The organism is Exiguobacterium sp. KJ 601 (genome assembly GCF_027161185.1).
Lineage (GTDB): Bacteria > Bacillota > Bacilli > Exiguobacteriales > Exiguobacteriaceae > Exiguobacterium > Exiguobacterium profundum.
In genome coordinates this window covers 26,488-48,180 of record NZ_JADHZG010000005.1, presented here as the reverse complement: position 1 = coordinate 48,180, position 21,693 = coordinate 26,488, and the positions used below count along the sequence as shown (strand labels likewise).

The window sequence follows — 21,693 nt, the reverse complement described above, 5'->3', positions numbered from 1 at the left end:
AAGCAAACTTTCGAGGTTTTCCCATTAAAAAGGAAAAAGCATCTGACGATTGTCAGATGCTGATTAATTTGAATGCCGGCGAAGGAGTCGGAATAAAAAGATTCCAATCATCGTCAACAACCCTAAGTTTAGAATTGTCCATCCCATGTCCATCACTTGTTGCATATCATTACCCCCTTCTATCCTGTTCTTCTAAATTATACATATCTTTTCAAAAAAAGATTCGGTCAAATTGTTCTTTTTATCCTTTTTTTCCTAATGAGTCAAAAGTTTTGGTTACATCTGGTCAATCAACGGAATAGAAGTCAACGGTGATGGACCCGATCTGTCATACTCAACTGAATCGACAGCAGCATGGACAAACTTGTTCAAAACGTGGAACTTCTTTTTAACATTTAACTCGCTCGATTCATCGACGCGCGAGTTGGTTTACCCTTTCCACTCAATTGAAATACGAGCACCCCACCAACGATTAACACAATCCCGACGACTGTCTTCCATGTGAACGGGACGGCCGTCAATCCGAACCAACCTAACGTATCCCAAAGGAGCGCGAACAAGATTTGAGACACCATGACGATCGATATGGCATAACTCGGTCCGAGGCGCTCGACCCCTTGCGTCACACTCATGACGACCCCGACGCCGAGGATTCCGCTGAACCAGTACCATGTCTCCATCTCCTCTACTCGGAACAAGCCACCACCTTCCTGAAACAGACCGATGAGTAGCGATGCTAAAAATCCAAGACTGAGAACGAGCGTCGTCGTCGCCCATGCCCCGACATGCTTCTTGACGTTGGCGTTAAACGTGTTTTGCACACAGACGAGCATTCCGCCGATGACAGCAAGCATCATCCCAATCGCCATATGCCTCCCTCCTATTCATAAATGCTCTCCCCGACAATCTCCAACAAACCTTCCCGATCGACGAGCGTGATTACCCGCCGATTTCGTTCAATCAATCCTGCCTCAACGAAACGCCGGAGCGTCCGATTCACATGACGATAACTCGTCCCAATCAAATCAGCGATATCCGTCAATTGGTCGACAGTCGAGCCGAGTGTTTGGTCATTCGGCGTCATCGATAACAGATAACTCGCCAAGCGCACTTCGACAGGGTAAAACAAGTTGAAGCTGAGTGATTGAGATTTTCGTTCAAATTTTCTTGTGATCTCTTCTAATAAATAGTGTAACCACGCAACATCGTGGTGGGCATGTCGAACCAAATCCTCGAAGCGAATGACAAGCATCTCGACTGACGTGACCGCCTCGACCGTATTCAAAAACGGGGTACGCTGAATATATTCGATGTCCCCGATCAAATCGAGCGGATATTTGAAGGAGAGGACGAGGCGCTTCCCGGTAGCGGAAGTATGTGAAACGCGAATCTTTCCCTTCACTAAGAAGCGGAGATGCTCTGCTTCATCACCTTGCGTACAGATGACGTCTCCTGGCTCGTGTCGGACGAGCTGCAATTCGTTCTGCGCAGCGACAGGTAAGACAGTCAATTCAAATTGCTTCACATACGAGTCAACCATGCACGTTTCCCCCTACCATTTTAATAAGATGACCCCCGCGATCATCATAAGCACCCCAAACAACTGCATCCCGTTCAAGTTTCGGCGCACCATTCCAAACCAGCCTCGCCAATCGATGACAAGCGCGAGCGTCAGTTGCGCAATGAGAAACAACGAGATTGTCATCGTGACCCCGAGTTTATGGACGGCCGTCATATTACTGAATAAGATAATCGCCGCAAACGCTCCGCCAGATAAATAGAGCGGCTTCACGTGCCGCATCTCGACATACGTGCGGTCCCGGAGCACCAGCATGACGAGGAGCGCAACGACGAATCCAGTGAATTGTGTCAACGTCGCCGCTTGCCACGTCCCAATCTGCGAACTGATTCGGGCGTTAGCGACACTTTGCAACGTGAGAAAGAATCCCCCGCTCATGGCGAACAGCACTCCTCGCATCGTTCTCCCCCCTTAAGATAAACGAATCAATACAATTCCAATGACCATGACAATCAGACTGATGATTTGCACACCAGTGACCGGGTTCTTCTTCGCTCCAAACCAACCGAAACGGTCAATCAGTAAGCTACCGCATAACAGTCCGACAATGACGATGATGACAGCGATTCCTGTCCCGACAATCGGTACGATGAGGACGTTTCCTCCGATGAAGAGCGCCCCAATGATCCCACCGAGCCAAATCCACCACGGTTGACCTTTCAGTTGACCGAGCGGAACGGGTTGGCGTGAGACGAGTAAAATGAGTAAGAGCGCCAATGTTCCGACAACGAAAGAGACCAATGCCCCTTTCAGAGCCGATTCGAGCACTGTTCCCAAATAGCCGTTAATGGCCGTTTGCGTGGCACTCATCATCCCAGTGAAAATCCCAAACAGTCGCCACAGGTTCAGATTCCCCGTGTCCGTTTCCATGGAGACGACCAGCTTGCCCCTTCGGCGATTGAGCCAGTCGGATAAAGCGACCGTTCCGATGACTCCGAACAAGACGAGCACGACTCCGAACAAACGAAGCGCCGTAATTGGATGTTCTACAGAATTGAACCAACCGAAATGGTCAATCAACAACCCCATCAAAATCTGTCCAAAAATCGGCATGATAACCGTCTGGACACTCCCGAGTCTTGGGAACAGCAAAATATTTCCCGTTAAGAACAAGACCCCTAACAGTCCGCCAATCCACATCCAACCCGGACCTTCCTGAATCACCGAGCCGTCAAATCCGAATGACTGTCCGGTCAATAAGAGCAATAAAGACAAAAAGATCGTCCCGACAGTAAACGATAAAAAAGATGCAACGAACGGGGAGCCGACCACCTGACGCAAACGTGAGTTGACACTCGTCTGCATCGGCAATAAAATCCCAATCGTCAATCCAATCAAAATAGCTAACATGAATGTCTTCCTCGATTCTACTGGTTCTGTGTACATTGTCAGCTTACGCCTCTATACAAAAGAAGAAAAGGACCGATGTCCTCAAACAAAAAACGAACCCTTCTCAGGGGTTCGTTTTGGACTCACGGAAGCGTTGATCGCGCGCTTCACGCAATTCTTTCCCTCGTACATGATGCGCATCGAGCGAGTGTAAGTGTCGATTGATGACATACGGTGCCAGAATCGACATCACACCGATTCCGAACAGCCCGGCAATGGCAATGATGGGAGACAACGAGTCGGCATAATAGGCAGCCAACAAGCAGATGGTCAACACGAAGCAGAGCCACTGGATGCCAAAGTCTGTATACACCAGACGTTGATACCGCGCATTCTCGTTAAAGGTCAGGAGCAGTTTTGTCTTCCGCCACTCGAAACAGAGATACGGGAAAAAACTGATGAAGACGAGGAGTGGAGCGTAGAGTTTGGACTGTGTGGCAATCACGAGCGTCATCACGACCGTCGCGATGACGACGCCCCACCCCCAACGCCAATGACTGTCATCCTGCTCCAGCAATTGTTCAATTCGCTTTTCTTTCGTCAGCATATGTACTCCTTTCATACGAGCGGTAATGCTTTGTCACCTCATCTCGTGTTGGTTGCTCCGGGTCGGCTTGTCGCAATTGTTGCACGGTCTGATCGTGCGTCCATGCTAACATGACGATGCCTAGACCGAAGATGACCCATGCGACAGGTGCAATCTGGAGACGACTGAAGAGAACCGCTGCTGTGACCGCTCCAATCCAGTAGGAATAGAGGCGATATAAGCGTTTTGTCAGTAGGATGCCTCGACCCACCGTGAAAATCTGTAAGACACGTCCTTCTTTGATCGTCAGCCCTATGAGTAGGGCAGCCGTGAGGACCGAACCGATTCCCCATATCCACCATGTATCAAAACCGAGCACAAAACTGTTACAAAAAATAAGGGCTCCCGTGAGCCAAAGGTGGAGGGTTTGTCGTGACTGCCGATATCCTCCGATTACTTGAATCCGTTCTATCTTTGTCATGAATCTTTACGACCTTTCCTTGAAATATCATCTAACGTATGTTTCAAACGTTCCCGGTTTGCCCGGGTCCACTCGCCTGATGTGACGTGGTGCTCATCAAGCGCGGACTGTTTTCGATCAATCCAAAGTGGAATCAATATGAGACACGGCCCGCCAATCAGGAGCGTCCAACTCATCCACGGTAAGATATCGATTCCGTTGAAATGCAACCCAATCAAAATCAAAAACCATATCAAACTCATCAACATGACAGTAAAATCAATCCGCAACAATCGATGATAGCGTGTCGATTCATTGAAGGATTGCTGCAGTTTCATCTTGTTCCATTCAAGCCATGTCGTATAGAGAAGTGCGACACCGGGTAAAAGAATGCTATACGGACTCCATGTCGAAAGAAAATAGATGGATACGCCTAGCATGATTACGCTCACGATGATGTTGAGACGAGTATATCGTTTCTCAAACTGTTCAATTCTTTCAAATCGCTCTGCTTTGTCCACGGTATCACCTCAGTCTTTCACGAAGTCGAGTTTGATTTCACGGCGCATCGGCTGTTCTTCGTCATACTGCGGCATCTGCCGGTCGAGCTTTTTCTGTGCGACTTGCAATAAGATGACCCCGCCTAAGAAGACAACGAAAAGCGACCATGCCGGCCAATTAATCAGGACTATGAATGGGAAGAGAATCGCCAACAAGACGAGGAGTCCCATTTCCGATACATATTGCCAATCGATGATGCGCTTGGCTTGTTCCACACTGGTCAACTTTCTAACGAAGCGACGTTCTCGTCCGATGACGTAAAGCATAATCGTAAGTGTGAACGCTAACGGGATGGTGTACATCGGTTCTCCGTTAGACTGAAGCGTGAGAACGACAAGTCCTCCTATTAGTATTGCAAGAATCGAGCGCAACAAAAGCCAACGCTGTTGATAACGATAAATCGTATTGATTCGTTCTTGTTTGTTCATCTCATTCACCCTTTCAGAATCGTCGAATCTCGCGACGTGTCGGTTGCTCCGGATCGAGCCAGCGGATTTGTTGATCGAGCTTCTCTTGAGACCATAAGATATAAAGCAATGCCCCACCGATAAGAACCGCTGGAATCCAAGACCATTCCATGATTCGAATGGCTAGCGGATTGACGAGTCCTAGCAATGCGATAAAGAGGAAGTCCAGATGATACTGCAGTGTCACGACACGTTTCACCTGTGCTTGCTCCGACAATTGACTGATCGCATCTGCTTCATGCGAAAGGAAGTAACGAGTCGCAAGTAACACTCCGCCGATAATGGCGAACCCAACCCAAATATTCCCGTCCGTTCGTATTAAAAAGTAGACCGCGAGAGCAGCTGGAATTGCTAGAAAAAGTCGTTGCAAAAGTCGCTTTCGATTTGATTGTTTAATCATATGTAATCGTTCTTGCTTATTCATCTTGATTCACCTCTTATTCCACTATACGGGATGAGCATGAGAAAAGTTCCGTTATTTTACATTTTCGTACCAAAGTCATGTTTCTTGACGATATGAACTTCTCGCCTTATAGTTTAGTTAACTTAACTATATGTTGAAGAATGAAAGTAAGAGGTTATTAACATGGGTTTATTGAACAATTCCCGATTTATGTTTACCTGGTTATCTGGAATGACGCTCACGCTCGGGTTTTCGATTTTCTTCTTGAGCGTCTCTTGGTTGACGATCGATGTGTTGAAGCAACCAACACTTCTCGGGATTATCTTGACTGCGGTCTCGTTGCCGCGTGTGGTCATGATGGTATTCGGCGGTGTGTTCGCCGACCGATTCCAAAAGAGTCGCTTGTTATGCTTAACAAATATCGGACAAGGCGTGTTGATGTTAATTGTCGTTGCGCTCCATTTCGCTGACGCGTATTCGGTGACAGCCCTCTTGATCATCTCCGTATTGTTTGGTCTTTTAGATGGCATGTCTTACCCGGCACTGTCATCACTTATGCCTTCAATCGTATCAGGTCAACAGTTGCAACGGGCAAACTCCCTTTTCCAAGGGTCGCTCGAGTTGATGTTCGTCATCGGTCCGTTCCTTGCAGGAATCCTACTGACGTGGGGAAGTTTTGGTCTCAGTTTCGGCACGTCGGCTGCATTGATTTTCCTCTCCGCGATTTTGATCATGCCACGGCTGATTCAAGACAACATTCCCGAGATCGCTCCGCTCTCAGCGAAAGATGTACTCCTTGATTTGAAAGAGGGCATTCGTTACGTATCGCAGACACCTGTGTTACGTAGTGGGACGTTCGCCATTGCCATCGTCAACTTGTTCGTCATGGGACCGCTCATCATGAGTATCCCGATTCTCGTTGGCGCGGTCGGAGGGACAGCATTTGATTTGAGTATCATCGAAGGCGGGCTCGCTGTCGGGACATTTGTTGCAAGCTTCCTGATTCTATTGTTACGGTCGGTTCATCGTGGACGCTTCGTCTTCCGCGCCCTATTCCTGACACTCGGCGCCTTCTTCCTCTACACGCAAGTCCAATCGATTCCGCTTCTCGCGGTCGCGGCTTCTATGAGCGGGTTTATGATCATGCTCGTCTACTTGCCGACGGTCACCATCATGCAGGAACAAAGCGACTCTGACAAAATCGGCCGTGTCATGAGCATCATGTCGCTCGCCGCCTCAGGACTTGAACCGATTGCGTTCGCCATCCTATCGGTGCTTGTTGCCTTGTCCGTGCCGATTCAAACGCTCTTATTGGCATTTGGTATAATCGGATTAGTGTGTGGTGTCCTCTTATATCTTCGGAGCGAAACGTTCCGGCGGACACCGTAAAGAAAGGATGAATGACACGTTGAATGAAACACGAAAGCAACAAGTCCTCACGATGTATCGCCAAATCGATGAGCTCGACTTGCTGTTCACGAAATATTTCACGGAACTGAACGAGTTCGAGCTGAGCTATCAACAAGAACAGATGTTGCTTCTCTTCAAACGTCAAGAGACGTGGACGACGACAGAGATTGCGACGAAGATGTCCATCTCCAAAAGTGCTGTCAGTCAGGTGATCAAAGTGCTCGAGCAACGCGACTTCGTCATGCGGGAAAAGAATCCCGAGAACCTTCGAGAAAGCTTCATCCGACTTGGTCCGAACGGTCTGGCGTACTCGAAACAAATCGATGCGATTGAAGAGCGCCTCGCTGAAGAGATGTTCTCCGTCCTTGAGGATGACGAGATGAAGATGATCAACCGTTCGCTCGCGTTGATGATTCAGAAATTCAAATAAAAAAGACAAATCGCCGCTAGTCGGACGATTTGTCTTTTTCGTTATACCAACCCTTGTACGATTCGATTCGCCGACCGCAATGCCCCTTCGATATGTCCCCCGAACTGCGCATCCGTCTCCGAACCAATCAAATGGAGACGGTCTCCGAGCTCAATCGGACCGTAAGCCGGGAATGCCGTGAGCGGCAGGAAGTCGTCAGATGTCGCTGTCTCTGATTCTGTCGACCAGTCCATATAATGAAATCGCAAGAAGTCATTCGCTTTCGGACCATAAAGCTTCTCCAGTTGTTCGATGACGCGCGTCTTTACTTGTCCTTCTCCTAACGCTTCCCGTTCTCCCGGTGACAGACGGAAAAATCCGAACAGCGCACCTGGTCCATCTATCAGAGAAGCGTCATGAATCTCTTGAAGTGGACCGACCCAGCTCATCCCAAAGCCAGACAGACCTTCTTCTCGCCAGAACGGTGTCTCGTATACGATGAGCGCTTTCGCCTGAGAAGCCATCCATGTGGGAGTCGTTTTGAGCGCTTTTCGCGTTTGCGCTGACAATGCCGGTTCAATTGTCACTTCCGCAACGAGACGGGGTGGAATCGCAAGGATCACGTCATCCGTGTGATGCACCGAACCATTTTGAAACGTCAGTTGGACTCGGTCCGACTGTCGCTCGATCGAGGTCAGGCGATGCCCAAGCCGAACGATGTCATCGGGCAACTTCGCATGCAGAGCTTCCACCAGACTCGTCATCCCACCGACTAAACGCTTGGATAAGACGATGCTTTCTTCCGGTAACACATGTCGTTCCGGTGCGGTCGTCGTTTGACGTTCGAGCACCATGTGTCCTGTCGTATGTTGAACAAATGACTCGAGTCCGAGTGTATCCACGAGTTCAGAGATGGTCTTCTCCGTATCCGGCCAATACCACGTCGGTCCGAGGTCATAGCCGTCCTTCGTCAAGATACGACCACCAATACGATCACGAGCCTCAAAGATGGTGACGTCATATCCCTTTTGGTGAAGTTGGATTGTAGCATAAAGCCCGCTGACACCAGCTCCAATGATGGCGATTGATTTCATTGTAAATTCTCCTTTGTCGTCCGTCTCTCCTCGATTATACTGAGTTAGATGGTTTTACATATGCAAGAAAGGACGACATCAATTGAAAAATATGTTCTATTATCTATTCTTCCCTTATATCGTATTGATGCGCATTTTGTACCGTTTTATTCAAACTAAGGGTCGGATGACTGTGGCGATGTGTCTCGTTTCATATCCCATATGGTCTCTATTTTTATTCGACCTCATTCAATGTTCGACCGCAATCGAATTTGTCATCATTATGTACGTATCAAGCGCTTTATATGTCCCTTATTTCTTCTTTGACACAGACGTGAAGCGAAGACGACCGAACGGATATATCCCAATCGAGGAGCGACATCATTAAATCCAATCTATTTCATTCAAATAGTCTAGAAGCTGTTGATTTGTGATTTCATCTTGTCTCAACAGTGCTTCTCCTTGCTCTACTCGCGAATCTTCCGAGAAATAGAGTTTTAGAATCGCCAAGCATGCTTCTACAGTCGATGCAAAACTCTCGTCCTTCACGTTGATCGTCAAATACCAACCTCGGATGACGCGCTTCACGATGGAGCGTTTCTCCAGATGAGACATCTGTCCACGAAGCAATTTCGACTTGGCTGCTTTAATTGAAGAAATCAAGTCCTGGTTCAACGCCTCACTCACACTAACATCCGGCTTCATGCGCGGGAATTGAATCGAGACATCTTCCCCGTCCACACATGTACAAAGATGTCTTAGCCAAAAGCCCCATTCAAAACGATTCGCCGGATCCAGTGCCACATCGAGACGCCCGATGTCATAATCGATTTTAATGACTTCCGGATGTTGCGTTAGCAATCGCTCCGTCTGCTCCACCAATTCTGTCGCATCGACATCCTCATGCACGAGCACCGTCAAATCTAGATCCGATTGCCCAGCAACAGCTGTCCCGCGACCGATGCTTCCATAAAGATATATGCTGTGTAGCTGTTCATCGAATGCTTCTTTCACCAATTCGATTGCTTTGAAAAGGACACTTTCAAACTCAGGCTGCACATGACGGATGGACGTCTGGTTGATGACATAACCCGCATCGTCCGTACCAAGTCGGGTCGGCCGTTTCATAGATACGTACCGACTCGTTGAAATGTAGTAAACGTCATGATGTATCGAACTCCTTTTTTTAGTTTATGCATGTCGGATTTGAAATACCACGGTTCCCCCTTTCAAACAGGTTATATTTGGAAGTATAATGAAGACGTAGAAAGGGAGGTATGTCTATATGAACGTCATCATGGTCTCATTATTCGGACTCATCTTCACGATTTTGCCAATCGTTGTACTAATCATCGGTATTTTGTGGATTCGTAATGTCGTGGCACGTTCTGAGAAACGAGCAGACGAGCAACTCTTTATGGAACGTGAACGTTCGAAGCAGATACAAGTATTAATCGAACGTCTCGACCACATCGAACAACAATTAGATTCGAACACAAAACGTAGCTGACTCAGGTTAGCTGCGTTTCGTCTTATATCGAGCGAGATTTGCGTACGTCACATGTTCAGGGTCGATTTGCTTCATCCGCTGATCAACGTGTCTAGACATCAGGGCCGCGACGAACATGACCAGGAGTGGAACAGTCGATAAGCTAAATGATTCGGTTAGGATGATCGTAGTTGCAATTCCGATCAATATGCAGACGACAACCAGCGCAAGAATGAACTCCGACCAAACTATACGTTGATATTCCATCTCTTCATTGAAACGAAGCAACATTCGGGTACGTCTCCACATATGAACCATCAAAAGAGGTGGAATGAGCAAAAGGATTCCCAAGAGAACTTGAATGAGAGAGAACTCTCCAAACCACCACATCATCCATCCCCCTAACAAAAGAATGAGCGATAACATGACATTAATACGGTTCGTAAGTAGACGAGCCTTAGTTATTTCTCGTAAACGCTCATCGTGCGACATCGTGTCCCCCTCCTTTTCATTTGATTAAAAATCAATTTGTACTGAAAAAATTTCATCTATTCTCTTTTACTAGCTCGCAATCACTCTCACTGTTAAAAGTCACTCCATCGCTTTCATAAAACGGGTCTGAATGATACTGGTGAAGATAGATTTATCAAAGATGAGGGACGACCGTATTCCATCGATTCGTCGATGAACGTCTCTAATGTGCGCACGTTTTCCGTTACCACTTTGACGAGGTAACTGTACTGCCCGGCTAAGCGATGACATTCGATCACGGACGGCTGTTGACGACAAAATTCACGGAACGCCTCACAACGATGGGTGTCATAAAGAATAAAGGCGGTTACGTGTTTGTCCATCTTTTCAGGATTGATGACAGCCCGATAGCCTGTGATGACTCCACGTTCTTCGAGTCGCTTCACCCGTTCTGTCGCAGCAGGCGTAGACAATCCAATTTGTCGTCCTAATTCGGTCATCGAGATCCGGGCTTGTTGTTGCATCAATTCAAGAATATGGCGATCTATTTCATCCATTTGGCATTCACCTTTCAAAATTAAAGTGAAACGATACATAATCCGTTCTTTCTAAAGTCACTCGCTGAAACTTCCGTAAAACCTCTATGTATCTATATTCCTCCGTTGCATACACTTGAAGTATCCAATTCAAGGGGGAATCAACATGCAAACGACAGTCGTTCCATTACTCATCATCGATGTCCAACAAGCCTTTCATGATCCAAGCTGGGGAAACCGCAACAATCCAAAATGCGAAGAGAATATCGCACGGTTGATTGAAGCGTGGGAACATCATGATCAACCAATCATCTATGTCCAACATGTCACGAACGTTCCGACCTCACTCTTCTATTTCAAAAAAGATGGTCATTTGTTCCAAGACTTCATTCAACCTCGTGAACAAGATGTCATCTTAACGAAACAGGTGAATAGCTCCTTCATCGGAACAGACTTACAGGAACGACTCGAATCACTTGGTGCGACACAGATTGTCATCACCGGATTAATCACGAACCATTGTGTGGAGACGACCGCACGGATGGCAGGAAACTTGGGATTCAATCCGATTGTTGTCTCCGATGCGACGGCAACGTTCGACCGACAATCGATCAGCGGGACATGGATCCCTGCAGAGGTCATCCATGATGTGTCGCTCGCTAGTCTAAATGAAGAATTTGCATCGATTCAGACGACAATTGAGGTCATGAAAGATGTGTTACAAAAAGAAGTACAGTCCTGATGGATTGTACTTCTTTTTATTCATAACCTGGCTTTAAAGTATACAGATGTCACTCATATTTTTCGTATTGCTATTATTCATCAGCAGTTTCTATATATCCACTAATCAAAAATGGAATCTTTAAGTTCGCAAGCTTCATCAAGAAATCTGGTTCAAATTCTAACTTCACATCTAAGTGAGAGACCACACCCAAATCAATCCAGATATCATCGGCTCCACAAGAGCGAAGGGTATCAATATGTTCTGCCAGAGTGTCAATCATCCAAAAAAGTCCGATATACGGATTTTCCATTTTCTGAAATTCAAGTGGTGGTTCAAACGACGCATGACCTACCTTAGCGATTTCTTTACGTTTTCCGATATGCTCAATTTCTCCAACTTCCGTTTGCTTATAAAATTGAATACCTGTTTTCTCTGATGCAGCGCAAGGAGAAAAATGAGGCCCCATTAAATGACAAGGAATCATAAATCGATCGGATGGAATGTTCATATAGAACTCCTCGGTCATTTTTGCGGACTCGGATATTTCACTGCGTTTTTCACAAGCTTGTCTTCAATTGCTTTCGAAACATCGATTCCGGCAGCGTGAGCGAACGTCAACGCGTAAATCAACACATCTGCCAATTCCTCTTCCATCTCCGTCTTCTTCGTCTCAAGCGCTTCTTCACTCGACACCCATTGGAATACCTCAAGGAGCTCACTTGCCTCAAGTGATAACGATAACGCCAAGTCTTTCGGGTTATGATGGAACGCCCAGTCGCGCTCATCTCGGAATTTAATGACCTCATCCATTAATCGTTGTACTTCGTTCATATTTATACCCTCTCTCTTTGTAACTTCAATAATTTTCGTCGTAGCGATTCATCAGATGCATATAGATAGAGGCCTTTGACGCCACGCTTCATCAATATGTTAATCGAGTTCAAGACAATCTGTTCTTTTGCCAAATCAACATTCTCAATACCTTCGATTCCAGCATAGGCTCCCGTATCTTTATATAAATTCGGATCAATCATTAGACACTCCTGCTCCTCATCATAAGATACGGATGGGCCTAAAACGACACCAACATAGTTCAAATCAAATCCTTGAATCGTATAGATCGAGCCGGCTTCGGCGATGGTTTCTGCTTTTTCAGCCCACGTCGTTTTTCCACCGGTTGTATTCCATGGCATTTTATAATCTCCGTTCGACTCATACACATAATAGGTGTCTCCGTCCTTTTTGTGTAAAAAGTCAAAAGTCGAAACAACACGGCTCAATCCGTATCTTCGATCTTGCTCGATGATGGTACGGTGCATCTCTTCTAACGTTTCAAATATTCGTAAATCATATTGCTTCGATTTCGGTAATGGATTGATTCGTTTTTCTTTAAATGCGTTGACCCAGTTCATCATATCTTCATCTGCTTGCATTCGGAATTGACTGGTTAGTTTGTAAGTCTCTACTGTCCTTGCTTTCTTTTTATAATCATCCAACTTGAGTGAATTCCAGTGACTCTTCAGTTTCAATACTTGATGTTGATCAAAAATAGCGATGACAATTTTGGCTTTCTTCAGCAACTCTTCGAGATGATTGTTTTGCCGGAAATTGTTATAGGGATCTGATTTCGTCAGCAACAAGTGGGCTTCGTCCACAAAGATAATGTCGGCTTTATGATCTTTCAGTTTATTCAATAACGGCGTCGGTTTTGTGAAGTCCCCTGCTTTAAGATGTTTCACTTGCTTCGCGATTCCTTTATAGGTCTTCAACATCTCTTCATGATTCACAACCAAATAATTTTTAGTCTGATGAAGTGTTGAATTAGTGTCTTTTGTTCGAGCTTGGATTGTATTAAAGATTGAGCTCAAGACAACACTCTTCCCTACACCTGCTTCCCCTTCAATCACATATAAATCTCCGTATGTTGCATTCGGATCCGCTTTCGACATTTGCGTTTCACAAAAGTCGAGTACCTTCTCTTTTAAATCTAACTGTTCGACAGATAACTCTTTAAACGGAGACAGCTTGAAGATATCCTTGTTTTCAATGGCGTGAAGTTCATTTTGAACAAGCCCCTTACGATGTAATTCATTCCAAAGTTCGGGAAACAATTCGTTGTCGTAATAATTTTTATTATAGTAATTGTGCGTGAAGTCGTTCGCAGTTTTACTTTTATTCTGAAGTGTATACTTCTCATCTCCTAAAAAATAATTGATGAGCTTTGTTTCGAGATGGAATGTTGCTGAACGGTTGAACTTGTCATGATTGACGAGATGAATTTGACTCAGCTGTTTCCGTTCCGTTTGTTTAAGCTTTAGATGTTGCTTCATTCGCTTTTTAAAATGAACCGTTTCACCAATGTATGCTTCTTTCTCTCCGTTCAAAATGTAAATCACCGGATAGTTCACATATGTTTCTGTATCATCGATGCTATGTAGACTACTTTCTTCGAATGTGAATGGAATGACTTTAACCATGCAACAGACCTACTCTCTTTTGATTTCAAATTATATCCATTTTATCATACAATACCTTTTTAAATGATTACGCATCACTTTCCGAGTTCTAAATCAGATAATGGTATAATTCCACTAAAAAGGGAGGGATTCGGTGCTTACTTTCCAAAACGTCTCGGTGCGCCAACAAGACACACTCATTCTCGAAAACATTTCATTTACGATCCAACCAGGTGAGTTGGCGGCTATCCACTGTGGCGTCATTTCCCGAGAAATCATCTTCGGTCTCATCAGTCAGGAAATCACGACTTATACCGGGAACATCAACCATGCTTCAACGCTGTCCCTCTTCTCCATCCGGGACGGTTTATACGACCGACTCACCATCGAGGAGTATTTGCGCTTCACCAAGCGCCTATATGATTCAACTGACTCGGTCGACTCGGTGATGCAGCAACTCCAACTCACGACTTACCGCAAGCAACGCCTCCACCGTCTCAATCGTTCCCTCGTCAGACGCACGCAGTACGCCGCGCTGCTTCTCCAAGACCGTGACCTGTATGTGTTTGAAGAACCGGACCAAGACGTGGACCAAGAAACACGACACCTTTTACGCGATATGTTACAGACATTGACGTCGAGACAAAAAGCCGTCCTTGTCTTGACGAGCAACATGGAGAGTGCGCTCTTCATGACATCGACCGTTTATCGGATTGACCATCGTCACTTGCGCTTGTTAGATGTGGAACCAGAAGAAGAGGATGAGACTGACATCTCATCTGAGGTCATCCACGTCCGTTTCGAGAAGATTCCAACGAAAGTGAACGAAAAAATCATCTTACTCGATCCTCCTGAAATCGACTTCATCGAAAGTCAGGACGGACAGTCGATTTTACATAGTCAATCGGATCAGTTCCCGAGCGTCTTCACAATGAATGAGCTCGAGACGCGTTTGACTCCGTACGGTTTCTTCCGCTGCCATCGGTCATATCTCGTGAACTTACAACGTGTCCGCGAAGTCATCACATATACGAAAAATAGCTTCAGTCTCGTCTTGGATGATTCAGAGAAGACAACGATTCCGTTATCCAAGACAAAAATGGCAGAATTGAAGACGATGATGGGTCTCAAATAGTCTCCATTCATAGTTCATATCGCTTCGTTCACCTCATGATAAGCGCTGTTTGTCGCCATTTTAGTGCGGTCTTCCCCCATACCTTATACGATAGAGGCAAGCAAGATGACATCGACAAGGAGGAACGGGAATGGAACCAATCATTCAAGTGAACGGGTTGAAGAAATTGTTTGGAAACGAGGAAGCGTTACATGATGTGACGTTCACGGTAGGAAAAGGGGAAGTGTTCGGCTTCTTAGGACCGAGTGGTTCAGGAAAGACGACGACGATTAAAATTTTGACGTCACAACTCGCACAGACAGCCGGTGATGCCACCGTCTTCGGCGTACCGGTCGCTGATTTGAAACAAGAACAGTACCGTAAACGCATCGGCGTGTTGACGGACAATAGTGGTCTTTATACACGACTTTCTATAGAAGAGAACCTGAGCTTATATTGTGACCTTTATGATGAACCAAAGACTCGGATCGATGAGGTATTGAACATGGTCAACCTCAGCGGGGAACGGAAGAAGCGCATCGACAAACTCTCTAGAGGGATGTTACAACGGGTGACGCTCGCACGCGCCCTTCTTCATGAGCCAGAGCTCCTGTTTCTAGATGAACCGACCTCGGCTCTCGACCCGGTCAACTCTCGACATATCTATAAAGGAATTGAACGGTTGAAGGCAAACGGAACGACCATCTTTCTGACGACACACGATATGCAAGAAGCCGAAGAGCTGTGTGATCGTGTCGCTTTCTTACATCAAGGGTCGATTCAACTGCTCGATGCCCCGAACGTATTGCGCAGGAAATATGCGACTGGTTCGATGCGAGTCGAATTGAACAACGGTCAGACGCATGAAGTGACACAAACCGACGAAGGCGCGGACTGGCTCCATAAACAGATGCGTGCTAAAAATATAGCATCGATTCACTCCAATGAGCCGACACTCGGCGACATCTTTATCGAAGTGACAGGGAGGAAATTATCATGACTTTTTCATTGAAACGCGCACTCGCCATTTTCCAAAAAGACTACAAGGATTTGTCACGAAACTTATTCGTCTCGTCAACCTTGGTCATGCCGCTCTTCTTCGCTGTCTTTTATTCGCGAATCGGTGAAGGCGGCGTCGATATCACGTACTTCGTCATCAACATCACGTTCAGCCTCGTCGCAATCTTTGTGCAGTGTGCATTGATTGCCGAAGAGAAAGAGAAGAACACGCTTCGCGGGCTCATGTTATCCCCAGCGAGCACGCTCGACATCTTGCTCGGAAAGAGCGCTCTCACATTCGTGACGACGATGATCCTCATCGTAGCCTCGTCATTTTTGATGGATTATGCTCCACAAAATCTGGCTGTGATCGCTCTCGCGCTCATCGTCTCGACATTCTTTTATATCGGGATCGGAACGATGTTCGGCTTGATGTCGAAGACGGTCATGGAAGCTTCATTGATTGTCATGTTGCCGTTCTTTTTCTTCTCGTTCTCACCGATGTTGTTGCCACTACAAGACCGTTTCGCCATCATCGGATTGCTAGAGTATTTACCGAACGTGCTCTTGATTGATGTGGCTCATCAAGTGGAAGACGGTGCGAACTTCGGTACCGTCGGGCTAGAGCTCGGTTTGCTTACGGCGTGGGCGCTTGCTGCATTCGTCGGTAGTGTCGTGATGTATAACCGGAAACAGACAGACTGAATGTTAAGACCATACAAAAACAGGACTACGCATCGTAGCCCTGTTTTTCGTTATCCTTGTTACAGGAATGGATTATTCTCATCGCCTAATCGGATTCGAAATAGAAGAAATGGAACAAATAGAAGACTCAAATAGCCTAATGTAAATAGACGCTGAGTTTCACCAGAAATATATTGCGTGTGTCCACAATTCGGACATGCTTTTCTGTCTTTGGAAAATCCAAATGACCATACCTCTTTCATTTTCCATTTATAGTGACAATTCGTGCAATGTGGTGCCATCGACCCCCCCCTCCTTCGATCATTACGAATGAAGGATAAGTAGGTTTCAATTTGAAGATTCATTATTGAAGATGGTTATGTCATGTTCTAACATCCATTCAAGTCTTGTCTTATACTTTAAAGTCTCTTCCAATAATAATAACTTCCCGGGATACTATAAAATTGTTTATGAGTTTTATCATAAGTAAGAACATAGTCAATTATGTTGTATGCAGTCCCTACTCCTATTGTACCTTTTAAAACTGATGAAGCGAATTTTTTCACTGCTGCCACACTCATCTTTTTACCTGAAAAAGCTTTTATGAGAGCATCGATACCGCCCAATCCAAAGGCGCTAATTAAAGTACTACGCTCAATGTTAATCAGAGAGTCTACCTTTTTCGTATATTCATTAAATTTTGTATTGTATTTAGGTATTTTCTTTTCCATAGTACTGTATCTAGCCAATCCTCCCCCATTAGAGTATTGAATATAACTCATACCGGCAACCGAACTAGTTTTAACCCATTTACCACTTGCACTTGCTAAAGAAATACCTTGTGAAACGCTGCTCACTTGATTATATGTAGTTCCATAATCTAAATTGTCAACTTCACTAGTTTGATTTGCTATTTCAGATTCAATTATATTCCCTTCGGAATTAAAAACCGTTTCAAAATTTTCAACTAGTATTTCTTCATTGTTTGCAATCAAATACTTATACGTTTTTACTTTATATAAACTTATATACTCATAATATTTATATAAAGAACCTTCCTCATTAACTGTATAAATCATAACTTCGTCAGTGTCTTTAAGCACATTTACTTCAGAAGACAGATTATATTTTTCCTCTTCTGCTGAAACTGGTGTAAGCATTTGAACATTCGAGATAGAAATTGAACTAACTAGTACTAGAGATGTGATTAGCTTTATTTTTTTCAATTTTAACCCTCCTTATTTAATTTCTATATTATACCACTAGCAATCATTAATTAAGTTATTAATTACATTTAAGTAAATATTATCTATAAAAGAAAATAATAAGGGCCAAAGGGTGTATTTAATTTATTTCCAATATATAAAACAAAAAAACCACCCACCAGCTTTCGCTGATGAATGGTTCCTGTGAAGGCATATGACTTACATCATACCGCCCATTCCACCCATGCCGCCCATGTCAGGCATTGCAGGAGCGTCTTTTTCTGGCTTGTCTGCGATGACCGCTTCCGTTGTGAGGAACATCGCTGAAACAGATGCTGCGTTTTGAAGTGCTGAACGCGTCACTTTCGCTGGGTCGACGATACCATGTGCGATCATGTCGACATATTCGCCAGTTGCCGCGTTGTACCCGACACCGACTGACTCGTTCTTAAGTTTCTCGACGATGACCGAACCTTCTTCACCCGCGTTTTCCGCGATTTGACGGACCGGTGCTTCGAGTGCACGAAGGACGAGTTTCACACCAGTCGCTTCATCCGCTGTCACTTCTGCAAGCAACGCACGAACGGCTGGGATGACATTGATGAGTGATGTACCACCACCCGCAACGATTCCTTCTTCAACTGCTGCACGTGTCGCGTTGAGTGCGTCTTCGATGCGGAGTTTACGCTCTTTGAGCTCTGTCTCCGTAGCTGCACCGACTTTAACAACGGCTACGCCACCTGCGAGTTTCGCGAGACGCTCTTGGAGTTTTTCACGGTCGAAGTCAGACGTTGTCTCTTCGATTTGGTTACGGATCGTTTGAACGCGGGCTTTAATCGCGTCTTCGTTCCCTGCACCTTCGACGACAGTCGTTGTGTCTTTTGTGACGACGACTTTCGATGCACGACCGAGCATGTCGAGTGATGCTGATTTGAGATCGAGACCGAGGTCTTCTGTGATGACTTGACCACCTGTGAGTGTCGCGAGGTCTTCAAGCATCGCTTTACGACGGTCACCGAATCCTGGTGCTTTGACGGCTACCGCGTTGAACGTACCACGAAGTTTGTTCAAGACGAGTGTCGCGAGGGCATCGCCTTCGATATCTTCTGCGACGATCAAGATCGGCTTCCCTTGTTGCACGACTTGCTCGAGTACTGGGATGATTTCTTGAATGTTCGAGATCTTCTTGTCGGTGATCAAGATGTACGGGTTGTCGAGTGACGCTTCCATCTTGTCAGAGTCTGAGATCATGTATGGTGACAAGTATCCACGGTCGAACTGCATTCCTTCAACGACGTCGAGTTCAGTCGTGAAGCCGCGTGATTCTTCGATTGTGATGACACCGTCGTTCCCGACGCGCTCCATCGCTTCTGCGATCAATTCGCCGACTTCTTCGTCTGCTGCCGAGATGGCCGCGACTTGTGCGATCGCTTCTTTTGACTCGATTGGTTTCGAGATGGCTTTCAACTCTTCAAGTGCGCGTGTGACCGCTTTGTCGATTCCTTTACGAAGAATCATCGGGTTCGCGCCCGCTGTGACGTTCTTGAGCCCTTCACGAATCATCGCTTGTGCGAGGACTGTCGCTGTTGTCGTACCGTCCCCTGCGACTTCGTTCGTCTTCGACGCGACTTCCGCAACAAGTTTCGCGCCCATGTTTTCGAAGCGGTCTTCGAGTTCGATTTCTTTCGCGATTGTCACGCCATCGTTTGTGATGAGTGGTGAACCGAATTTCTTCTCGAGGACAACGTTGCGTCCTTTTGGTCCAATCGTTACTTTGACTGCGTCAGCGAGTGCGTCGACGCCGCGAAGCATCGCATGACGTGCATCTTCTGAGAATTTAATATCTTTTGCCATCGTTCATTTCCCCCTAAAAAAAGTTTTTGAATAATGGTGCTTAGCCTACGATTGCGAGAATATCGCTCTCGCGAACGATTAAGTATTCTTTTCCATCATGCTTCACTTCGGTACCTGCGTACTTCGAGTAGATGACCAAATCATTTTCTTTCACGTCGAGATCGATGCGCTTGCCTTCGTCCGTCACGCGGCCTGTACCGACTGCGACGACTTTCCCTTGTTGCGGCTTTTCTTTCGCCGTATCAGGAAGCACGATGCCCCCGATCGTCTTTTCTTCTTTCTCCACGACTTCGATGATGACACGATCGCCTAGTGGTTTTAACATGGAAAAACCCTCCTCCGAATATGAATGATGTAATGTGTATCGTAAGGTTTTAGCACTCAGCTAAAAGGAGTGCTAACACTGATTAGTGTAGTATGTGTCGATAAAAAAATCAAGTGGGATACATTAAAAAATGCTCTTACTCGCGGTCAAGAGAACTTATTTGTTACAATGAGAGAAAGGTAGGTTCACTCTTATATTAAGGACGTGTTGAATTGGCTACACTAAACTCAAACCAATCGATAAATACCCGTTTTTCGATGGCGCCTAACATTCGTCTCCGGCACCTCACCCCGATTTTACTATATGCGTTCGTCCAGCTATTCCCGCTCGTCCTCAGTGAAGTACGACCGGAATGGCTAACAGAAACGTTCGTCGGGCTCTGGCTCGCCATCGGATTCGGTGTGACGATTGTTCTGTCAATCTTGCTCATCTGGCCAGACTTGAAACAATACAAAGCCCAAGGTATCCAGTCGAACTTGAACGACACGGTCAAATGGATCGGGCTCGGGATTTTGATGCAATACGGGCTCGTCATCGTGGCGAACTTGATTGAGACGGCCATCTCTGGTGAACTGGTCGAGTCGATGAACACACAAAACATCGCCGAGATGGTGGAAGTCATTCCACTTATGATTTTGCCAGTCGTCTTACTCGGACCGATCATCGAAGAGATTCTCTTCCGTCATATTTTGTTCGGGAACTTGAACGCGCGCTTCGGTTTCTGGATTGCCTTTGGTGTCAGTTCGATCCTATTCGCACTCATCCACCAAGATAATCGGTTCCTCGTGTATATCGCGATGAGTTTTGCATTCTCTTACGCGTATGCGAAGACAAGACGATTGATCGTTCCAATCGCCATCCACGCGTTTAACAACGCGCTCGTGATGCTCGTACTATTTTTAATGTAGAAATGAGGTGGCAGTTATGCCGCGACAATTAAAAGTGATGATGCTCTTCAGTCTATCGTTCGGTGTGTTGTTCACCGTCCTCGCGTACTTCTCGGTACAAGAGTACGGCTTCAGCTTCTGGACGTACTTCATCATCGCCGTCGCCGCTTACGACTTTTTCAAAGTGTATCAAATCTTGGCACTCGCCCGAAAAGTCAAAAAAGAAGGCACGGACAAATCCGCATAATGAAACCCCGAGTCTTACGAGCTCGGGGTTTTCTTTATATGGATGACGTTCGTCAAATCAATCTTTTCATGGAGTACAGCACTGCGAATCAACATACCACGACGCATCATGATGACACCGAACACGACGTACATCGTATCAAGCAACGGAACTGACGTCTCGTCAAAGAACCAGACGACGACAAAAAAGCTGAAAATTGAAAGAAAGCCAATCGATGAGACGAGTTTCGAATCGACATTCTGTATCAGTGACTTCACCTTCTCTCCATCAAACTGTTCGAGTTGCTCCTGATAAAGTGCATGGAAGACAACACCGAATCCCGCCACTGTAATCGTCATCCATTCACCGTTCCACCATCCTATCAGAAATACGATTGGATTGAAGAAAAGAAATGCCAACAATAGTTTTTTCCTCATCGAACCCCT

29 protein-coding genes and 1 pseudogene are annotated in these 21,693 nt (G+C 45.8%); 9 read left to right on the top strand and 21 right to left on the bottom strand.

Going from position 1 to position 21,693, the window contains the following annotated elements:
* Positions 1-395 precede the first annotated feature (395 nt).
* The 9 genes from IRJ25_RS14005 to IRJ25_RS13965 form a co-directional block, all read right to left on the bottom strand.
* Positions 396-869 (bottom strand): DMT family transporter, encoded by a 474-nt coding sequence (locus tag IRJ25_RS14005; protein ID WP_214758647.1) that lies wholly within the window; start codon positions 867-869, stop codon positions 396-398.
* An 11-nt stretch (positions 870-880) separates the two neighbouring features.
* Entirely contained in the window at positions 881-1,540 is a 660-nt protein-coding gene (locus tag IRJ25_RS14000; RefSeq protein ID WP_214758645.1) for a Crp/Fnr family transcriptional regulator, read from the bottom strand.
* 12 nt (positions 1,541-1,552) lie between these two features.
* Positions 1,553-1,978 carry a DMT family transporter gene (locus IRJ25_RS13995; protein WP_214758643.1) on the bottom strand — a complete coding sequence of 142 codons (426 nt, stop codon included), beginning with the start codon at positions 1,976-1,978 and terminating at the stop codon, positions 1,553-1,555.
* Between the two features lie 12 nt (positions 1,979-1,990).
* The gene (locus IRJ25_RS13990) at positions 1,991-2,929 is read right to left on the bottom strand and encodes a DMT family transporter (protein ID WP_251028370.1); all 939 of its coding nucleotides are present in this window, start codon (positions 2,927-2,929) and stop codon (positions 1,991-1,993) included.
* 103 nt (positions 2,930-3,032) lie between these two features.
* Positions 3,033-3,515 (bottom strand): hypothetical protein, encoded by a 483-nt coding sequence (locus IRJ25_RS13985; protein ID WP_269318536.1) that lies wholly within the window; start codon positions 3,513-3,515, stop codon positions 3,033-3,035.
* Positions 3,490-3,975: a hypothetical protein gene (locus tag IRJ25_RS13980; RefSeq protein ID WP_214758636.1), complete on the bottom strand. Its 486-nt coding sequence runs from the start codon at positions 3,973-3,975 to the stop codon at positions 3,490-3,492. The genes IRJ25_RS13985 and IRJ25_RS13980 overlap by 26 nt, the downstream gene beginning before the upstream one ends.
* A complete protein-coding gene (locus IRJ25_RS13975) occupies positions 3,972-4,475 on the bottom strand; it encodes a hypothetical protein (RefSeq protein WP_214758635.1) in 504 nt (167 codons plus the stop codon). Before IRJ25_RS13975 ends, IRJ25_RS13980 begins: the two co-directional genes overlap by 4 nt.
* Positions 4,476-4,484: 9 nt before the next feature.
* A complete protein-coding gene (locus IRJ25_RS13970; protein WP_214758634.1) occupies positions 4,485-4,943 on the bottom strand; it encodes a hypothetical protein in 459 nt (152 codons plus the stop codon).
* A 13-nt stretch (positions 4,944-4,956) separates the two neighbouring features.
* Entirely contained in the window at positions 4,957-5,406 is a 450-nt protein-coding gene (locus IRJ25_RS13965) for a hypothetical protein (RefSeq protein WP_214758633.1), read from the bottom strand.
* Positions 5,407-5,568: 162 nt separating this feature from the next.
* Between IRJ25_RS13965 and IRJ25_RS13960 the strand changes: the two genes are divergently transcribed.
* Positions 5,569-6,774 (top strand): MFS transporter, encoded by a 1,206-nt coding sequence (locus IRJ25_RS13960; RefSeq protein ID WP_214784932.1) that lies wholly within the window; start codon positions 5,569-5,571, stop codon positions 6,772-6,774.
* 19 nt (positions 6,775-6,793) lie between these two features.
* Positions 6,794-7,225: a MarR family winged helix-turn-helix transcriptional regulator gene (locus tag IRJ25_RS13955; protein ID WP_214758629.1), complete on the top strand. Its 432-nt coding sequence runs from the start codon at positions 6,794-6,796 to the stop codon at positions 7,223-7,225.
* A 41-nt stretch (positions 7,226-7,266) separates the two neighbouring features.
* On the opposite strand, the pseudogene IRJ25_RS13950 reads toward IRJ25_RS13955, so the two are convergent.
* Positions 7,267-8,310 (bottom strand): annotated as a pseudogene (locus IRJ25_RS13950) (flavin monoamine oxidase family protein); the annotation flags it as partial.
* Between the two features lie 351 nt (positions 8,311-8,661).
* Complete coding sequence (locus IRJ25_RS13945) at positions 8,662-9,405, bottom strand: nucleotidyltransferase domain-containing protein (RefSeq protein ID WP_269318533.1); 744 nt, start codon at positions 9,403-9,405, stop codon at positions 8,662-8,664.
* Between the two features lie 157 nt (positions 9,406-9,562).
* Here IRJ25_RS13945 and IRJ25_RS13940 point away from each other — a divergent pair, with 157 nt between their 5' ends.
* Positions 9,563-9,787 carry a hypothetical protein gene (locus IRJ25_RS13940; RefSeq protein WP_074034783.1) on the top strand — a complete coding sequence of 75 codons (225 nt, stop codon included), beginning with the start codon at positions 9,563-9,565 and terminating at the stop codon, positions 9,785-9,787.
* A gap of 6 nt (positions 9,788-9,793) precedes the next feature.
* Here the strand turns inward: IRJ25_RS13940 and IRJ25_RS13935 are convergent, their stop codons facing one another.
* The gene (locus IRJ25_RS13935) at positions 9,794-10,156 is read right to left on the bottom strand and encodes a hypothetical protein (protein ID WP_269318532.1); all 363 of its coding nucleotides are present in this window, start codon (positions 10,154-10,156) and stop codon (positions 9,794-9,796) included.
* 215 nt (positions 10,157-10,371) lie between these two features.
* Positions 10,372-10,794, bottom strand: coding sequence for an Lrp/AsnC family transcriptional regulator (locus IRJ25_RS13930; RefSeq protein WP_074034785.1), 423 nt, complete (start codon positions 10,792-10,794; stop codon positions 10,372-10,374).
* A gap of 145 nt (positions 10,795-10,939) precedes the next feature.
* On the opposite strand from IRJ25_RS13930, the gene IRJ25_RS13925 reads away from it, so the two are divergent.
* Positions 10,940-11,515 carry a cysteine hydrolase family protein gene (locus IRJ25_RS13925; protein ID WP_269318531.1) on the top strand — a complete coding sequence of 192 codons (576 nt, stop codon included), beginning with the start codon at positions 10,940-10,942 and terminating at the stop codon, positions 11,513-11,515.
* 73 nt (positions 11,516-11,588) lie between these two features.
* Here the strand turns inward: IRJ25_RS13925 and IRJ25_RS13920 are convergent, their stop codons facing one another.
* The 3 genes from IRJ25_RS13920 to IRJ25_RS13910 are packed head-to-tail and all read right to left on the bottom strand — an operon-like array spanning position 11,589 to position 13,974.
* Positions 11,589-12,005, bottom strand: a complete 417-nt coding sequence (locus IRJ25_RS13920; RefSeq protein WP_074034787.1) for a hypothetical protein — start codon at positions 12,003-12,005, stop codon at positions 11,589-11,591.
* Positions 12,006-12,019: 14 nt separating this feature from the next.
* Positions 12,020-12,328 (bottom strand): nucleotide pyrophosphohydrolase, encoded by a 309-nt coding sequence (locus IRJ25_RS13915; RefSeq protein ID WP_074034788.1) that lies wholly within the window; start codon positions 12,326-12,328, stop codon positions 12,020-12,022.
* A 2-nt stretch (positions 12,329-12,330) separates the two neighbouring features.
* Positions 12,331-13,974, bottom strand: coding sequence for a DUF2075 domain-containing protein (locus IRJ25_RS13910; protein WP_078146191.1), 1,644 nt, complete (start codon positions 13,972-13,974; stop codon positions 12,331-12,333).
* A gap of 133 nt (positions 13,975-14,107) precedes the next feature.
* On the opposite strand from IRJ25_RS13910, the gene IRJ25_RS13905 reads away from it, so the two are divergent.
* The 3 genes from IRJ25_RS13905 to IRJ25_RS13895 all read left to right on the top strand — a co-directional run bounded on the left by IRJ25_RS13905 (position 14,108) and on the right by IRJ25_RS13895 (position 16,771).
* The gene (locus tag IRJ25_RS13905; RefSeq protein ID WP_269318530.1) at positions 14,108-15,088 is read left to right on the top strand and encodes a LytTR family transcriptional regulator DNA-binding domain-containing protein; all 981 of its coding nucleotides are present in this window, start codon (positions 14,108-14,110) and stop codon (positions 15,086-15,088) included.
* Positions 15,089-15,218: 130 nt separating this feature from the next.
* Positions 15,219-16,067 carry an ABC transporter ATP-binding protein gene (locus IRJ25_RS13900; RefSeq protein ID WP_074034792.1) on the top strand — a complete coding sequence of 283 codons (849 nt, stop codon included), beginning with the start codon at positions 15,219-15,221 and terminating at the stop codon, positions 16,065-16,067.
* Entirely contained in the window at positions 16,064-16,771 is a 708-nt protein-coding gene (locus IRJ25_RS13895) for an ABC transporter permease (protein ID WP_214784944.1), read from the top strand. Before IRJ25_RS13900 ends, IRJ25_RS13895 begins: the two co-directional genes overlap by 4 nt.
* Before the next feature lie 59 nt (positions 16,772-16,830).
* Here the strand turns inward: IRJ25_RS13895 and IRJ25_RS13890 are convergent, their stop codons facing one another.
* The 4 genes from IRJ25_RS13890 to groES form a co-directional block, all read right to left on the bottom strand.
* Positions 16,831-17,052: a TIGR04104 family putative zinc finger protein gene (locus IRJ25_RS13890; RefSeq protein ID WP_269318529.1), complete on the bottom strand. Its 222-nt coding sequence runs from the start codon at positions 17,050-17,052 to the stop codon at positions 16,831-16,833.
* A gap of 117 nt (positions 17,053-17,169) precedes the next feature.
* Complete coding sequence (locus IRJ25_RS13885; protein WP_074034797.1) at positions 17,170-17,976, bottom strand: hypothetical protein; 807 nt, start codon at positions 17,974-17,976, stop codon at positions 17,170-17,172.
* A gap of 198 nt (positions 17,977-18,174) precedes the next feature.
* Complete coding sequence (gene groL / locus IRJ25_RS13880; RefSeq protein ID WP_214732102.1) at positions 18,175-19,809, bottom strand: chaperonin GroEL; 1,635 nt, start codon at positions 19,807-19,809, stop codon at positions 18,175-18,177.
* A gap of 40 nt (positions 19,810-19,849) precedes the next feature.
* A complete protein-coding gene (groES, locus tag IRJ25_RS13875; RefSeq protein WP_015880602.1) occupies positions 19,850-20,134 on the bottom strand; it encodes a co-chaperone GroES in 285 nt (94 codons plus the stop codon).
* A gap of 212 nt (positions 20,135-20,346) precedes the next feature.
* On the opposite strand from groES, the gene IRJ25_RS13870 reads away from it, so the two are divergent.
* Complete coding sequence (locus IRJ25_RS13870) at positions 20,347-21,042, top strand: CPBP family intramembrane glutamic endopeptidase (protein ID WP_230872870.1); 696 nt, start codon at positions 20,347-20,349, stop codon at positions 21,040-21,042.
* Positions 21,043-21,058: 16 nt separating this feature from the next.
* Positions 21,059-21,268, top strand: coding sequence for a YdiK family protein (locus IRJ25_RS13865; RefSeq protein ID WP_015880600.1), 210 nt, complete (start codon positions 21,059-21,061; stop codon positions 21,266-21,268).
* A 14-nt stretch (positions 21,269-21,282) separates the two neighbouring features.
* Here the strand turns inward: IRJ25_RS13865 and IRJ25_RS13860 are convergent, their stop codons facing one another.
* Entirely contained in the window at positions 21,283-21,684 is a 402-nt protein-coding gene (locus tag IRJ25_RS13860) for a hypothetical protein (RefSeq protein ID WP_214784948.1), read from the bottom strand.
* Between the last annotated feature and the right edge of the window lie 9 nt (positions 21,685-21,693).

What these genes read in the sequence shown, in the direction of transcription:
- groES (WP_015880602.1), bottom strand. Translation starts at nt 20,134, where the DNA reads ATGTTAAAACCACTAGGCGATCGTGTCATCATCGAAGTCGTGGAGAAA.
- IRJ25_RS13860 (WP_214784948.1), bottom strand. Translation starts at nt 21,684, where the DNA reads ATGAGGAAAAAACTATTGTTGGCATTTCTTTTCTTCAATCCAATCGTA.
- IRJ25_RS13890 (WP_269318529.1), bottom strand. Translation starts at nt 17,052, where the DNA reads ATGGCACCACATTGCACGAATTGTCACTATAAATGGAAAATGAAAGAG.
- IRJ25_RS13990 (WP_251028370.1), bottom strand. Translation starts at nt 2,929, where the DNA reads ATGTTAGCTATTTTGATTGGATTGACGATTGGGATTTTATTGCCGATG.
- IRJ25_RS13985 (WP_269318536.1), bottom strand. Translation starts at nt 3,515, where the DNA reads ATGCTGACGAAAGAAAAGCGAATTGAACAATTGCTGGAGCAGGATGAC.
- IRJ25_RS13865 (WP_015880600.1), top strand. Translation starts at nt 21,059, where the DNA reads ATGCCGCGACAATTAAAAGTGATGATGCTCTTCAGTCTATCGTTCGGT.
- IRJ25_RS13960 (WP_214784932.1), top strand. Translation starts at nt 5,569, where the DNA reads ATGGGTTTATTGAACAATTCCCGATTTATGTTTACCTGGTTATCTGGA.
- IRJ25_RS13920 (WP_074034787.1), bottom strand. Translation starts at nt 12,005, where the DNA reads ATGAACATTCCATCCGATCGATTTATGATTCCTTGTCATTTAATGGGG.
- IRJ25_RS13980 (WP_214758636.1), bottom strand. Translation starts at nt 3,975, where the DNA reads ATGACAAAGATAGAACGGATTCAAGTAATCGGAGGATATCGGCAGTCA.
- groL (WP_214732102.1), bottom strand. Translation starts at nt 19,809, where the DNA reads ATGGCAAAAGATATTAAATTCTCAGAAGATGCACGTCATGCGATGCTT.
- IRJ25_RS13915 (WP_074034788.1), bottom strand. Translation starts at nt 12,328, where the DNA reads ATGAACGAAGTACAACGATTAATGGATGAGGTCATTAAATTCCGAGAT.
- IRJ25_RS13895 (WP_214784944.1), top strand. Translation starts at nt 16,064, where the DNA reads ATGACTTTTTCATTGAAACGCGCACTCGCCATTTTCCAAAAAGACTAC.
- IRJ25_RS13900 (WP_074034792.1), top strand. Translation starts at nt 15,219, where the DNA reads ATGGAACCAATCATTCAAGTGAACGGGTTGAAGAAATTGTTTGGAAAC.
- IRJ25_RS13970 (WP_214758634.1), bottom strand. Translation starts at nt 4,943, where the DNA reads ATGAACAAACAAGAACGAATCAATACGATTTATCGTTATCAACAGCGT.
- IRJ25_RS13940 (WP_074034783.1), top strand. Translation starts at nt 9,563, where the DNA reads ATGAACGTCATCATGGTCTCATTATTCGGACTCATCTTCACGATTTTG.
- IRJ25_RS13945 (WP_269318533.1), bottom strand. Translation starts at nt 9,405, where the DNA reads ATGAAACGGCCGACCCGACTTGGTACGGACGATGCGGGTTATGTCATC.
- IRJ25_RS14000 (WP_214758645.1), bottom strand. Translation starts at nt 1,540, where the DNA reads ATGGTTGACTCGTATGTGAAGCAATTTGAATTGACTGTCTTACCTGTC.
- IRJ25_RS13930 (WP_074034785.1), bottom strand. Translation starts at nt 10,794, where the DNA reads ATGGATGAAATAGATCGCCATATTCTTGAATTGATGCAACAACAAGCC.
- IRJ25_RS13995 (WP_214758643.1), bottom strand. Translation starts at nt 1,978, where the DNA reads ATGCGAGGAGTGCTGTTCGCCATGAGCGGGGGATTCTTTCTCACGTTG.
- IRJ25_RS14005 (WP_214758647.1), bottom strand. Translation starts at nt 869, where the DNA reads ATGGCGATTGGGATGATGCTTGCTGTCATCGGCGGAATGCTCGTCTGT.
- IRJ25_RS13965 (WP_214758633.1), bottom strand. Translation starts at nt 5,406, where the DNA reads ATGAATAAGCAAGAACGATTACATATGATTAAACAATCAAATCGAAAG.
- IRJ25_RS13910 (WP_078146191.1), bottom strand. Translation starts at nt 13,974, where the DNA reads ATGGTTAAAGTCATTCCATTCACATTCGAAGAAAGTAGTCTACATAGC.
- IRJ25_RS13925 (WP_269318531.1), top strand. Translation starts at nt 10,940, where the DNA reads ATGCAAACGACAGTCGTTCCATTACTCATCATCGATGTCCAACAAGCC.
- IRJ25_RS13935 (WP_269318532.1), bottom strand. Translation starts at nt 10,156, where the DNA reads ATGTGGTGGTTTGGAGAGTTCTCTCTCATTCAAGTTCTCTTGGGAATC.